We start from the raw sequence: 13,503 nt of genomic DNA on the forward strand, positions 1-13,503 counted from the left end.
CAGCCGCTGACTTGTCGAGGGTGCGAGCTTGGCGGTTCCACAGCTGGGGTAGTGCGGCGTCCTCTTCGTGTTGCAGCTTCAGCCTGCCCGGCCACGAAGAACCCCGCCGGGATTCCTCCGGCGGGGTTTCCGATGTGCCTTCAGGCGATGGTTACTGCTGCTGGAGATTCAGGATTCTGTTTGGAGCCGTATCCTGCTGCTGTTCGGACTGCGGCCTGCGCCGTGGCAGAACCTGCTGCAGCAGCATGCCCGGGTTGAGTTCCAGCGAGGGCTGCCCGCGCACCGGCCTGCAGTTTGGATAACGGCCGATCATGCCTTCCGGGCAACGCCGCCTGAAGATCGGCTGGCACTGGCCGTTGACCATTTGCGAGCCCGGCGCGCATTCGCTCTCTTGCCTGGACCGGCGGCATGCGCCGTCGATCACCCGGGTTCCACGCGGACAGACACACTCGCCGCGCTTGTTGTGGATCTGGCCGCGAATGTCGCACTGCTCCACATCGGGCTGCTTGCGCCGGCACACTCCATTGCGCAGCTCGGTCCCCCTCGGGCAGACGCAGTCGCCATTGGCGTCGTGGACCTGGCCGCGGATGGTGCATTGCTCAGGCTCCGGCTGGAGAGCCCGGCAGGCTCCCTTGCGCAGTTCGGTCCCTCGTGGGCAGACGCATTCGCCTTCCGCGCCGTGGACCTGGCCACGGATGGTGCATTGCTCGGGCTTCGGCCTGTCGCGCACGCAGGCGTTGGCATCCCGGTCGAGATGCGTGCCCTTGGGGCAGGTGCAGCCATCGCCGTCCGATGTCGGCACCGATCCCGGTATCGCGCAGCCCGGCCTGGATGTCTTGACGCAGGCGCCATTCTCCAGCTCGGTCCCGCGCGGACAGACGCAGCGTCCATCCTCTGTGCGGACCTGGCCCTCGAGCAGCACGCAACGCTTTGGCTCCTTCGGCGGGATGATGACGCCGCCGGACGAGCACTGGCCGTTGCGATAGGTGGTGCCCTGCGGGCAGACGCACCGGCCGGCGTCGTTCATGACGAAGTCTGCCGAGCATTCCTTCTTCGTCTCATGCCTGATGGTGAAGGGATGGCAGGCATAGGCCTTGCCGCGATCGGCTTGGGTGTTGGCCTGGTCGCGGGAAAGCACATCGCCGCCGCCCTGCACCCGCGTATCGGGAGAAAGCACGCCGACGCAGTTCTGGCCGTTGACGCTGCCTTGCAGATTGGCCAGGCGGCCGTCGTCGGGGATGACCAAGGTGACGTGGTGGACGCGGCTTTCGCCGGCGCCAAGTGTCAGGTCTGCGATGCAGGACGCAGGCAAGGCCGCCGGTTCCGGCGAGCAGCCGAAGGCCGGCTCGATCGAGGTGATCGCGACGCCTTCCAGCCGGCCGAGGCCTTCGACGCCGATCGCATCGCCGATGCGGACAGGGCCGGAAAATTCCGCCGGGCCGTCGTTGGTGATGGTGATCTCGAACGAGCAGGGTTCTCCGGGCCGGCACTCGCGGTCGCCGGTCTTCTCGACGCGGATGGACGAGACCCCGCCGCCCTTGGCGCAGGCCCGGCCGACCGGATGGACGACGTCCTCGCCCTGCGCCGGGCCGTAGGAGCCCCGCGCGCAATTCTCGAACTCGCCGTTGGCCGAAACCGTCACGTCGAAGTGCCTGCTGGTTCCGGGTGTCATGACGGCGCCTGGAATCTGGCACGCCAGCGTGTCGGCCGGAACCGGCCCGCATGCCCATTCCGCGCCGTCTGATGTGACGGTCTGGATCTGGACGGGCGCGCCGCCCGACACCAAAGCGGCGGCATCGTTGACCCGCACCGGACCGGTGGGGGCAGCCGTGCCGGCATTGCTGACGGTGATGCGGCAGGAGACGAAAGCGGCACCCGCCAGCGAACCGCCGCATGTCTTGGTGATACGCAGGACAGGCTGGCCGCCATTGGGACGAGGAATGCGTTGCTTGGCGCAGGCCCGGTTGTTGGTGAGGTCGGTTTCGCCGGGGATCGGTTTCACCTCGGCGCAATTCTCGACCGTGTCCGACCGGTAGCCGGCCGGCACCACCGCCTTGACGACGATCGCCGTCAAAGCGCCCGGCGGCAGCGAGATGCCGGCATTGTCGCAACGGAACTGGCCGGGCCCGTTCGGACCGCATGTCCAGGGTGGGCTCGGGCCAAAGGTCGAGGAGGCCGGCGCGCCGCTGGGATAGGTGTCGACCACGGTCAGCGGCCCGTTATAGGTCGAGGTGCCGTTGTTGATGATGTCGATGACGAAGCTGCACACGCCATCGGCGGTGCAGGCTTCCGCGCGGGTACGCTTTTTCAGGATCAGGTCGGCCTTCTTCTCGACCGGCGGCCGGCAGTCGCGATCGCGATCGCCACGCCGGCAGATCGGGATCGAGGCGCAGCCACGGTCGTTGGCCTGGCTGCCGAACAGCGGCTTGCCGCTGGCGGCATAGTTATAGGCGGCACAGTTGCGCAAGCTGCTGCCTTGCCAGCCGCCAGCCGGCTTGAAGCCGAACTCCAGGTCGATGAAAGCCCCCGGATTGAGCGTGGTCACCGGATGGGTGCACGTCATCGGGGTGGCGCCGGGCACACAGATCCAGGGCGGATTGGGTCCCGAATCGAGCGTCGAGCCCGCCGGCAGCGTCACCTCGTCGAGCACGATCTTGCCGTTATAGGGCGCGTCGCCGACATTGGTGACCCGGATGCTGAAGTCGCAGCCGCCGCCCATGGTGCAGCGCGTGACATCGGCGCGTTTCTCGACCTTCAGGTCCGGTTCCCTGTCCTTGGGCGGACATCTCTGGTCGCGCGGGATGACGATGTCGATGGTCTGTGTGCAGCAGAGCCCCCAACCCTCTTTCGGCCCGGCATAGGTCTCGATGCCGGTGACGACGAGGTGGATGACGTCGCCGGGCGAGGCGCCGACGATCTTCCAGTTCAGCACACCGCCGCCGGCCGGCACCTTCTGTGTGTCGGGGACGATCGTGATGCCTGGCGTGGCCGTCGAAAGCTGCACCCACTTGCCGCCCATCTCGGGACCGACAGGCATATGGTAGATGAACGCGCCGCCGCCGGGCACGCAGTCGACCGTGCCGCGCTCCACCTTGAAGCATTCCTTGCCCGGTGGCGGCGGTGGCGGCGGATTGCACTTGGTCAGGTCGATCCGCATCGAGGTCTTTTCGCCGGTGAGAAAATTGCCGTCGTCCGGCTTGCCCGGATCCTGTGAGGGAATGATGGTTCCCGTGCCGGTGCCGACGGTGACTTTGACCAGGCCCTGATTGTCGACCGTCGCCGGCGCGGGGAACGCCGCGTGGTCGATCCTGGCGGTGATGCGGAACGTGATGACGCGTTCGCCCGGTGCGCCCGAGCCGTCGAGGTCGGAAGCGGAAATCCGGAAATCCGAAACCGTTGCCATGTCGTTGGGGCCGGCCGAATTGCTGATGACGGCGCCAGGCAGAGGTCCGCCGGACGCATCGGTGCCGTCACCGGAGACCTGCATGTTGACGATCTGCAAGCCATGCGGGAGCTGGTCCTTGAAGTCGAGCCGGACCGTCTGCAGCGAAGCCGCAAACCCCGGGCTGGCGAAGCCTTGCGGTGCGCCGCGCAGGCCGAAGCTCAAAGTGTAGAAGACATAGTCGCAGCTTCGCTGGCCGCCGGTCTTGGTGAAGAACGGCACGGCTCGTCCGGGCTCCGGATTGATGATGCGCGGATTGTCGAGCTTGAATTCCTTATCCGGGCTGGCGGCCTGGACGGTCTTGGCCGGAGCCGTGCCTTCGGCAAGTGCCGGCAGCGCCGGCAGCATGGCGACCGCGATACCGGCCGCCACCAGCCAGCGCGCAGCGCGCCTGGCAAAAGACAGGCGCCTCGTGTTCATGACGGTTGATTTGTCGGCGACGCCCAGCGGGGAGAGTGCGAGATTGTTCATCGTCCCCTCCTCAACGGTCGCAGCTGACGGCTGGCGTTCTGAGCGGCAAGGTCATCTTGCAGCAAGGGTAGTAGCCGCCCTTGTCCTTGTCGGACTTCCTGTAGAAGCAGAGCCCGACATCGACCGTGTCGCCCGGATCGTGGCCGGTGATGCCGATCGTGTATGGCTTGCCAGGCACATGCGACATGGGCGAGGTCACCCCGACGCCTGGCGTCCTGGATTGGGCTTTGATCGAATCGCCGCCGAAGCCGGCATGGTCATGAAGGTAGAGGTCCGCCTCGAGCCCGTGCGGCGTGCAGAAATACCTGACATCGTCGACATCGAGACAGGAGGGCAGGTTGCCGGGCGGCGGGAAGTCCGGCGGATAGAACGGTGGCAGATAGCCGCCCGGGATTTCCTCATAGTAGCCGGCGCGGCCCTCGCAGGGATGCCAGACGGCGACGTCGCCGACATGGCCTTCCACTTCCGGGTCCTCGAAATAGCCGTCGAAGTCGACGAACCAGGAGCCGAAAGGCGGCACATTGGCCGGCTTGACCAGCTCCCTGGGCGTGATCTGCACGCCATGCACGGCGAGCGGCCCGCCAGCGGCGAGCCGTTCGGCAAGGGCCGGATTGTCGCGCAATTTGTCGCCGGTGTTGACCAGCGTCTGGGCACAGGCCGAGGTGTCGAGATCGCCTTCGGCGTCATAGCCATATTGCAGGTCCAGCCCGCCGGCCGACTGCCTGAAGCCTTGCGGGAAGCCGACGGCATATTCCTGCGGCGCTTTCACCCAGACCGATTCCGTTGCCGGATCGTTCGGGTTTTCTCTGAAGTAGCGGATGACCTCGCCCCTGCCGGCATCGGCGAACTGGCTGTAGTCGTAGCGGTTCTCGACCGGGCCGCGCTGGGCCAGGTACATGAAGCCGCTATTGTCGAAGGCGATGTCGGTGACGGCATAGTCCTTGTCGGCCTTGACCGTCAGCTCCCAACGGGGATCGCCGGCGAAGCGGCCGTCGCGGGCAATGCCCACGGACCAGATCTCGGCCTTCTCGCCGACGGAATAATAGAGCCGGCCGCCATGATAGGCGACTGCCCAGACACGGCGCTCGTCCTGGGTGTAGCCCCAGGTCTCGGGGTCTTCCGTGTCGAAGGCCGCTCCCTGTATGTCCATGACGGCGCCATCGTCGGCGACCGGAGCCAGGCCATGCGCCGGGCGCCCGGCGACGCCATGGTCGAACGTGTCGACCAGCGCGCCATTGGCGTCGATGCGATGGATCAGACCGGTATCGAGGTCGGAGGCGAAGACCTGGCGGTGGATGGGGTCGAAGGTGAGATTGCCGATGCCGGGCCCGCTGTTGGTGTCGATGTCTGCGAATTTGGCGACCTGGCCGCTGATGCCGTCGACCTTCCAGATGGTGCCCGGCCCGCCGCCGTTCTCGGTGCCGAACTGGCCCTCCATGAAGGCAGCGCCTGCCATGCCGCGGCGCTGCCGCTCCGGACGGCCGTCATCGTCGGCGTCAGGCGTGACGATGCGGATGCCGTGCAGCGAGGTGGCGCCGGCATAGAGATTGGGAATGCCTGACGGGACGCCACCGCGCATGCCGTCATCATAGGTGAGGCCGAACACCTGGCCGATCTGGCCTGATGTCACCTCGAAAGGCGGCGGCGTGTAGACGAGCTGGCCGGAGGCCGGCCCGCCCAGGCTTGAAACGTCGAAAACGCGCAAGGTGGCGCGCGCCGTGTCGATGAAGGTTTCGTCGACCGGATCGACGCCGGGCGGCAGGCCCCCCTTTTCGGAATCTGAAGAGTCGAAATCGGGAATGACGGTGCCGGAAAATCCGGTGACCGCCATCGAGCCGGGATAGAGGATCCGGGTTTCCTGCGCCCGCGCGGGGCCGCCAAGCCATAGGCCGGCGGTCAGCGCCAGGACAAGAAAGGCGCTGGCGGCCTTCGCCACGCCGCCCAAACGGCCGGCACGAGAGGGCGCGAACCGGCGGTGATCGCGAGACATGGAACTCCCCCCGAAGTCTAACGGAGAACCAACCGATCCTGCCGCGCAAACCAGCGCAAGGCGCGGCGTTCCAGCACGTTCGTCCCCGATCGAATTGTCTGCTTTCCTCATAATTACGATACGCCTGCTCCTGTGCAGGGTCAACGGAACCAGCGGAAAGCCAAGCGCATCGACCCTGTCGCGAAGACGATGGTCGCGCCGAGCTCCTGTTGGTCGGGGAGGCCATGGCGTCCCTGGGGTGCTGGTCATGGTGGCTCCCTTTCCCGTGGCCGCATCATGCGGCGCCTGAGCGTCAGTCGCACGCGGAGGCGGAAAGGTTCACTGTGGGGCCCGGCTATTCTTTCAGACGCCGCGAAGCGGGCGGACGCGATGCCTCGGGCGCAGGCGTAATCGGGCCGTTTCGCCATCCGCTGTCGAGGATGGTGGAAGCCTTGCGCAGAATGCTTGCGCCCGATGCCGCCTGTTCTTATATACGCGCCAAGCCGTCCAGCGCCGCAACAGCGGTTGCCGAACGGGATTTCTTGTGAACAGGGGCTTTCGTCGGAACGCCTTACGGGTCCTGAGAGCCTGCTTAGCGGAGAGACTAGAAAAATGGCAAAAGTAATCGGTATCGATCTCGGCACCACCAACTCCTGCATCGCCATCATGGACGGCAAGGAGCCGAAGGTGATCGAGAATGCGGAAGGCGCGCGCACGACGCCTTCCATCGTCGCCATCTCGGGCGACGGCGAACGTCTCGTCGGCCAGCCGGCCAAGCGCCAGGCGGTCACCAATCCTGAAAACACCATCTTCGCGGTCAAGCGCCTGATCGGCCGCCGCTATGACGATCCGGTGACGGAAAAGGACAAGAAGCTTGTCCCCTACAAGATCGTCAAGGGCGACAATGGCGATGCCTGGGTCGAGGCCGGCGGCAAGAAGCAGTCGCCCAGCCAGATCTCGGCCATGATCCTGCAGAAGATGAAGGAAACGGCGGAAGCCTATCTCGGCGAGAAGGTCGAGAAGGCGGTCATCACCGTTCCCGCCTATTTCAATGACGCCCAGCGCCAGGCGACCAAGGACGCCGGCAAGATCGCCGGCCTCGAAGTGCTGCGCATCATCAACGAGCCGACCGCGGCTGCCCTCGCCTACGGCCTCGACAAGAAGGACGGCAAGACCATCGCCGTCTATGACCTTGGCGGCGGCACGTTCGACATTTCGGTGCTCGAGATCGGTGACGGCGTGTTCGAGGTGAAGTCGACCAATGGCGACACCTTCCTCGGCGGCGAGGATTTCGACATGCGCCTCGTCGAGTATCTGGCGGCCGAGTTCAAGAAGGAACAGGGCATCGACCTGAAGAACGACAAGCTTGCCTTGCAGCGCCTCAAGGAGGCTGCCGAGAAGGCCAAGATCGAGCTGTCGTCGACGACGCAGACCGAGATCAACCTGCCCTTCATCACCGCCGACGCTACCGGGCCCAAGCACCTGACGCTGAAGCTGACGCGCGCCAAGTTCGAAAGCCTGGTCGAAGACCTCGTCCAGCGCACCATCGATCCGTGCAAGGCGGCGCTCAAGGATGCCGGCCTGAAGGCTGGCGAGATCGACGAAGTGGTGCTGGTCGGCGGCATGACCCGCATGCCCAAGATCCAGGAGATCGTGAAGCAGTTCTTCGGCAAGGAGCCGCACAAGGGCGTCAACCCCGATGAGGTCGTCGCACTCGGCGCCGCCATCCAGGCCGGCGTGCTGCAGGGCGATGTCAAGGACGTGCTGCTGCTCGACGTGACCCCGCTGTCGCTCGGCATCGAGACGCTGGGCGGCGTGTTCACCCGGCTGATCGAGCGCAACACGACGATCCCGACCAAGAAGAGCCAGGTGTTCTCGACGGCCGAGGATTCGCAGTCGGCCGTGACCATCCGGGTCTTCCAGGGCGAGCGCGAAATGGCCGCCGACAACAAGGCGCTCGGCCAGTTCGACCTGGTCGGCATTCCGCCGGCCCCGCGCGGCGTGCCGCAGATCGAGGTCACCTTCGACATCGACGCCAACGGCATCGTCAATGTTTCGGCCAAGGACAAGGGCACCGGCAAGGAGCACCAGATCCGCATCCAGGCCTCGGGTGGCCTTTCGGACGCCGACATCGAGAAGATGGTGAAGGATGCCGAAGCCAATGCCGACGCCGACAAGAAGCGGCGCGCGCTGGTCGAGGCCCGCAACCAGGCCGAGGCGCTGGTGCATTCCTCGGAGAAGTCGCTGAAGGAATATGGCGACAAGGTCTCGGAAGCCGACCGCACGGCGATATCGGACGCGATCGCGGCGCTGAAGACCGCTACCGAGGGTGACGACGCAGCGGAAATCGAAGCCAAGAGCCAAGCGCTCGCGGAGGCTTCGATGAAGCTCGGCCAGGCCATGTACGAGGCCTCGCAGAAGGAAGCGGCGGAAGCCGATGCCAAGGCGGACGCCGCCAAGGACTCGGATGTGGTCGATGCCGATTTCGAGGAAATCGACGAGGACGACGACAAGAAGAAGTCGGCCTGAACCGGCTGACGGCAAGATAAAGCGGAAAGCCCGGCGCAAAGCCGGGCTTTTTTGCAACCCTGGCAGAAAAAGTGCGGAAAAAATCGTCGAAAAACACGAACAGCTCCGCACCGGCCCTAGCATCCGGGCTGCGCCGATCCTAAATCGTGGCAACGTGCCGGCAAACGACGCAACACTGCATGAAGACGTTGAGCATCCGGACAGCGGGAAAAAATGAAAGCTGATTTCTACGAAACGCTGGGCGTGCACAAGGGTGCCGACGACAAGGAACTGAAGAGCGCTTTCCGCAAGCTCGCCATGCAGTTCCACCCCGACCGCAATCCGGGCGACCATGCCTGCGAGCACAAGTTCAAGGAAATCAACGAAGCCTACGAGACGCTGAAGGATCCGCAGAAGCGCGCGGCCTATGACCGTTTTGGTCACGCGGCCTTCGAGCAGGGCGGCATGAACGGCGGCGCACACGGCTTCGGCGCCGGCGGCTTCGCCGACATTTTCGAGGACATTTTCGGCGACATGATGGGTGGCCGCCAGCGCCGCTCTTCCGGCGGCCGCGAGCGCGGCGCCGACCTGCGCTACAACATGGAAATCTCACTGGAAGAGGCCTTTGCCGGCAAGACCGCGCAGATCCGCGTGCCGGCCTCGATCTCCTGTTCGGAATGCTCGGGAACCGGCGCCAAGCCCGGAACCCAGCCGGTCACGTGCTCGATGTGCAACGGCCACGGCAAGGTGCGCGCCACGCAAGGCTTCTTCTCCATCGAGCGCACCTGCCCGCAATGCCAGGGCCGCGGCCAGACGATCAAGGATCCGTGCCCGAAATGCGCCGGCCAGGGCCGCGTCACCGAGGAGCGGTCGCTGTCGGTCAACATCCCAGCCGGCATCGAGGACGGCACCCGCATCCGGCTTGCCAATGAGGGCGAAGCCGGCTTGCGCGGCGGGCCGTCGGGCGACCTCTACATCTTCCTCGCGGTCAAGCCGCACGAATTCTTCCAGCGCGACGGCGCCGATCTCTACTGCAAGGTGCCGATCTCGATGACGACGGCCGCCCTTGGCGGCTCGTTCGAGGTGACGACGCTGGACGGAACGCAGACCAAGGTGAAGGTGCCGGAGGGCACCCAGAACGGCCGCCAGTTCCGCCTCAAGGGCAAGGGCATGCCGGTGCTGCGCCAGCCCAATGTCGGCGACCTCTACATCCAGACGGCGGTCGAGACGCCGCAGAACCTGTCGCGCCGCCAACGCGAGCTGCTGGAGGAATTCGAACAGCTCTCCTCACAGGACAATTCCCCCCAGTCGAGCGGCTTTTTCGCCCGCATGAAGGACTTTTTCGAGTCGTTCGGCGAGCGTTGATCGACGGCCTGTGCGCGTGTGGCTTGCCTTGCCGGTGTCGGCGCTGCGCCTCACCTGCCGGGCGGCCGACACGCGCCGTGAAAACCGCAGTAGGCGCGCATTTTTAGACGCGACGAAAACTATCTTATCCACGACATTGGCATGACCCTGCCTTGCCTTGGGCGGCTTAGGTGTTAAGTAGCTCTCAGGGGAGCGCTGAGGAGAGCTTGCATGACACGTGGTCCGGGACTGCGGAAGGCGCTTGCCGAAAAGTTCGACGACGAGCTGAAGTTCTTCAAGGGCTGGATCGACAAGCCGAAGACGGTCGGCTCGATCGTGCCGACCAGCTCCATCACCGCCCGCAAGATGGCTTCGATCGTCGACCCGAAGTCCGGTCTGCCGGTGCTCGAGGTCGGGCCCGGCACCGGCGTCATCACCCGCGCCATCCTGGCCCAGGGCGTGAGGCCTGAAAACCTTTACGCGGTCGAATATTCCACCGACTTCGTGCGCCATCTGCGCCGGCTCTACCCCGGCGTCAACGTCATCGAGGGCGACGCCTTCAATCTCAACGCCACGCTTGGCGACAAGAGCGGGATGATGTTCGATTCGGTGGTCTCGGGCGTGCCGCTGCTCAACTTCCCGGTCGCCCAGCGCATCGCCTATATCGAAAGCCTGCTTGACCGCATTCCGGCCGGCCGGCCGATCGTGCAGCTGACCTACGGCCCGATGTCGCCGATCCCGCCCGGCCGCGGCGACTATACGGTCAAGCATTTCGACTTCATCATCCGCAACATCCCGCCGACGCAGCTGTGGATCTACCGGCGCGAGGCGCATTAGGGATTGCGAAGCCGGCCGCGAATGTCTTCGAAAGTCGTCATCCTGCGGCTTGTCCCGAGGATCTGCCGCATAGCGGTATCAGATGCGGTGGGCATTGGGACGAAAATGTCTGACTTGGATGCGTTGGCAGATTCTCGGGGCAAGCCCGCGGATGACGCTTTGCCTGATCTGCATTGATTTGAGCGGGCTCTGGCTGTACCTGTCCGGGAACAAGGTTGGCCAATGGCAGTGATCCCAAAAATCCTCGTCTTTGCCGGCTCGGTCCGGGCCGGGACCTTCAGTGGCAGGACCGCCGACGTGGCGCAGAAGGAACTTGCGGTACAAGGCGCCGAGGTCACTCGCATCTCGCTCGGCGACTACCCCTTGCCGATCATGGATGAGGATCTGGATAAGGAAAAAGGCGTCCCCGAAAACGCCCTGAAACTTGCCCGGATGATCATTGCCCATGACGGGCTGCTGATCGCCACGCCCGAATATAACGGCTCCATTCCGCCGCTGCTCAAGAACACGATCGACTGGGTGAGCCGGGTGCGCAAGGATGGCGGCCGTGCGGTGAGGCCGTTTGCCGGCAAGGTCGCCGGCCTCAGTTCGTCTTCCAGCGGACACTTCGCCGGGATACGCTGCATCAACCATCTGCGCGCCGTGCTGGTGCATTGCCAGATGGAGGTGGTGACGCCGGAATGCTCGGTGCCGGAAGGCGGCAACGCCTTCGACGAGGACGGGCGTTTCAAGGACGAACGACTGCACCGAACCATGGAGCACCTATGCCGCACGCTGATCGAAACCTCGCGCATGCTGTCGACCCGGGTCGAGCCGTGATCGCCAACGCCATGCAGACCGACACAATGCGCGAAAGACTGATCGTCGGCCTCGACGTGCCGAGCTTGAAAGAGGCCGAGAAGGCGGTACGCGAACTCGATGGCGTCGTCTCCTTCTACAAGATCGGCTACCAGCTCGCCTTCGCCGGCGGTCTCGATTTCGCCAGGGAGCTCGCCAGCGGGGGCAAGAAGATCTTCCTCGACATGAAGCTGCTCGACATCGACAACACGGTGGCCAAGGGGGTCGAGAACATCGTCAAGATGGGCATGACCATGCTGACGCTGCATGCCTACCCGAAGACCATGCGGGCGGCGGTCGAGGCGGCGAGAGGCAGCGAGCTTTGCCTGCTTGCCGTCACCGTGCTGACCTCGATGGACGAACAGGACGTGATCGACGCGGGCTACGAATACGACCCGCACACGCTGGTGCTGCGGCGCGCGGAACAGGCGCTGCATGCCGGCATGGGCGGCATCGTCTGCTCGGCCGCGGAAACAGAGGCGGTGCGCCGCATCGTCGGGCCCGACATGGCGGTGGTAACGCCAGGCATACGCCCCGCCGGCAGCGACCATGGCGACCAGAAGCGCGTGATGACGCCGGCGGATGCCATCCGCAGCGGCTCCAGCCATCTGGTCGTCGGGCGCCCGATCGTCGCCGCGGCGGACAGACGCGCGGCGGCTGAAGCCATCCTCGACGAAATGCGCTCGGCATAATTTGCAACGAACGGCTTCGGAGAAGAAGGATGCCCAAGGGATACTGGATCGCCCGCGTCGATGTGCGCGACGCGGAAGGCTACAAGGATTATGTCGCCGCCGCCAAGCCGGCCTTCGAGCGCTTCGGCGCGAAATTCCTGGCGCGCGGCGGCGAGCATGAGAAGGCAGAAGGGGCCGGCCGCGCGCGCAACGTCGTCATCGAGTTCGAGACGCTTGCCGCCGCGCATGACTGCTACCATTCACCTGAATACCAGCGCGCCGCCGCCATTCGCCAGAAGGTCGCCGACGGCGAGATCGTGCTGGTCAAGGGCGTCTGAGGCTATCCCGGCCGGCATCAGTGCCGGCCGCGGCCTTTGCACGAGTCCTGAGGTTCACATCCCGCAGCCTGGCCCAGCAGGCGGCGCCCCGACCGGTTGTCTTTGAGTGACAACCGGCACAGTCGTTCGACAACGGCCACGACATGGCTGACGCATAATCCCTTTAGCAATCGCGTCCGAACAGCCCTTACACGGGGTAATTTTGATGCCGGCCGATCGCGGGTTGACATGCAGGTATTTACCTGCATATTATGGCTTCACATCAGAGTGAACCCGATGGACGCGGACAAGGTTTTCAAGGCGCTGGGCGACCCGACGCGCAGAAGGCTGCTTGATCTTCTGTGCGAGAAGAACGGGCAGACGCTGGGCCAGCTTTGCGAACATCTCGATATGGCCAGGCAATCCGCCACCCAACACATCGACCTGCTGGAGGCGGCCAATCTGGTGAGCACGGTCAAACGCGGCCGCGAGAAGCTGCATTTCATCAATCCCGTGCCGCTGCACGAGGTCTACGAGCGCTGGGTGCGCAAATTCGAACGCCAGCGGCTCAGCCTGCTGCATGACCTGAAACAGGAACTCGAAGGAGAAGACAAATGACCGCAGAGACGACCAGCTTTGTCTACGTGACCTACATCCGCTCGACGCCGCAAAAAGTGTTCGAGGCCATAACCAGGCCCGACATCGCACGGCGTTACTGGGGCCACGAGAACGTCTCGGACTGGAAGGCGGGATCGAAATGGGAACATATCCGCGCCAATGACGAGCGCACCGTCGAACTGGTCGGCAAGGTCGTCGAGATCTCGCCGCCGACCCGTCTCGTGATGACCTGGGCAAACGCTTCGCAGGCCGACGATGCGTCGAAATACAGCCGGGTGACGTTCGCCATCGAGGAATACGACACGATGGTGCGGCTGACCGTCAGCCATGACGAGCTCGAAGCCGGCAGCGGCATGGCGAAGGGCGTCAGCCAGGGATGGCCGGCGGTGCTGTCCAGCATGAAATCCTTCCTGGAGACCGGCAGTGGCATCGACATTTTCGCCAAGCCGAAATCGGCCTGACCAGCAAATCCGACTGTGGGAAAACGAT

At 64.8% G+C, this 13,503-nt stretch carries 10 protein-coding genes; 8 read left to right on the plus strand and 2 right to left on the minus strand.

From position 1 onward, the window contains the following. Nucleotides 1-151: 151 nt before the first annotated feature. Together FJ953_RS24865 and FJ953_RS24870 are read right to left on the minus strand one after the other, a co-directional pair. Nucleotides 152-3,913 (minus strand): hypothetical protein, encoded by a 3,762-nt coding sequence (locus FJ953_RS24865; RefSeq protein WP_140625260.1) that lies wholly within the window; start codon nt 3,911-3,913, stop codon nt 152-154. A 10-nt stretch (nt 3,914-3,923) separates the two neighbouring features. Next, complete coding sequence (locus FJ953_RS24870; protein WP_140625261.1) at nt 3,924-6,152, minus strand: hypothetical protein; 2,229 nt, start codon at nt 6,150-6,152, stop codon at nt 3,924-3,926. Between the two features lie 342 nt (nt 6,153-6,494). On the opposite strand from FJ953_RS24870, the gene dnaK reads away from it, so the two are divergent. The 8 genes from dnaK to FJ953_RS24910 all read left to right on the plus strand — a co-directional run bounded on the left by dnaK (nt 6,495) and on the right by FJ953_RS24910 (nt 13,475). Continuing rightward, entirely contained in the window at nt 6,495-8,411 is a 1,917-nt protein-coding gene (gene dnaK / locus FJ953_RS24875; protein ID WP_140514198.1) for a molecular chaperone DnaK, read from the plus strand. A 213-nt stretch (nt 8,412-8,624) separates the two neighbouring features. Then, entirely contained in the window at nt 8,625-9,755 is a 1,131-nt protein-coding gene (dnaJ, locus tag FJ953_RS24880) for a molecular chaperone DnaJ (RefSeq protein WP_140491627.1), read from the plus strand. A 210-nt stretch (nt 9,756-9,965) separates the two neighbouring features. Next, nucleotides 9,966-10,571 carry a phospholipid N-methyltransferase PmtA gene (pmtA, locus tag FJ953_RS24885; RefSeq protein WP_140625262.1) on the plus strand — a complete coding sequence of 202 codons (606 nt, stop codon included), beginning with the start codon at nt 9,966-9,968 and terminating at the stop codon, nt 10,569-10,571. A 222-nt stretch (nt 10,572-10,793) separates the two neighbouring features. Next, a complete protein-coding gene (locus FJ953_RS24890) occupies nt 10,794-11,390 on the plus strand; it encodes an NADPH-dependent FMN reductase (protein ID WP_140625263.1) in 597 nt (198 codons plus the stop codon). After that, nucleotides 11,387-12,100 carry an orotidine-5'-phosphate decarboxylase gene (gene pyrF, locus FJ953_RS24895; RefSeq protein WP_181168315.1) on the plus strand — a complete coding sequence of 238 codons (714 nt, stop codon included), beginning with the start codon at nt 11,387-11,389 and terminating at the stop codon, nt 12,098-12,100. Before FJ953_RS24890 ends, pyrF begins: the two co-directional genes overlap by 4 nt. Nucleotides 12,101-12,129: 29 nt before the next feature. Continuing rightward, the gene (locus FJ953_RS24900) at nt 12,130-12,417 is read left to right on the plus strand and encodes a DUF1330 domain-containing protein (RefSeq protein ID WP_140582722.1); all 288 of its coding nucleotides are present in this window, start codon (nt 12,130-12,132) and stop codon (nt 12,415-12,417) included. A gap of 276 nt (nt 12,418-12,693) precedes the next feature. Next, a complete protein-coding gene (locus FJ953_RS24905) occupies nt 12,694-13,014 on the plus strand; it encodes a helix-turn-helix domain-containing protein (RefSeq protein ID WP_140491640.1) in 321 nt (106 codons plus the stop codon). Then, nucleotides 13,011-13,475 carry an SRPBCC family protein gene (locus FJ953_RS24910; protein WP_140582720.1) on the plus strand — a complete coding sequence of 155 codons (465 nt, stop codon included), beginning with the start codon at nt 13,011-13,013 and terminating at the stop codon, nt 13,473-13,475. The genes FJ953_RS24905 and FJ953_RS24910 overlap by 4 nt, the downstream gene beginning before the upstream one ends. Nucleotides 13,476-13,503 lie beyond the last annotated feature (28 nt).

It is taken from the genome of Mesorhizobium sp. B2-3-6 (genome assembly GCF_006442305.1).
GTDB lineage: Bacteria > Pseudomonadota > Alphaproteobacteria > Rhizobiales > Rhizobiaceae > Mesorhizobium.

Coding starts and splice junctions, on each gene's coding strand:
- FJ953_RS24865 (WP_140625260.1), bottom strand. CDS start 3,913: ATGAACAATCTCGCACTCTCCCCGCTGGGCGTCGCCGACAAATCAACC.
- FJ953_RS24870 (WP_140625261.1), bottom strand. CDS start 6,152: ATGACCAGCACCCCAGGGACGCCATGGCCTCCCCGACCAACAGGAGCT.
- dnaK (WP_140514198.1), top strand. CDS start 6,495: ATGGCAAAAGTAATCGGTATCGATCTCGGCACCACCAACTCCTGCATC.
- dnaJ (WP_140491627.1), top strand. CDS start 8,625: ATGAAAGCTGATTTCTACGAAACGCTGGGCGTGCACAAGGGTGCCGAC.
- pmtA (WP_140625262.1), top strand. CDS start 9,966: ATGACACGTGGTCCGGGACTGCGGAAGGCGCTTGCCGAAAAGTTCGAC.
- FJ953_RS24890 (WP_140625263.1), top strand. CDS start 10,794: ATGGCAGTGATCCCAAAAATCCTCGTCTTTGCCGGCTCGGTCCGGGCC.
- FJ953_RS24900 (WP_140582722.1), top strand. CDS start 12,130: ATGCCCAAGGGATACTGGATCGCCCGCGTCGATGTGCGCGACGCGGAA.
- FJ953_RS24905 (WP_140491640.1), top strand. CDS start 12,694: ATGGACGCGGACAAGGTTTTCAAGGCGCTGGGCGACCCGACGCGCAGA.
- FJ953_RS24910 (WP_140582720.1), top strand. CDS start 13,011: ATGACCGCAGAGACGACCAGCTTTGTCTACGTGACCTACATCCGCTCG.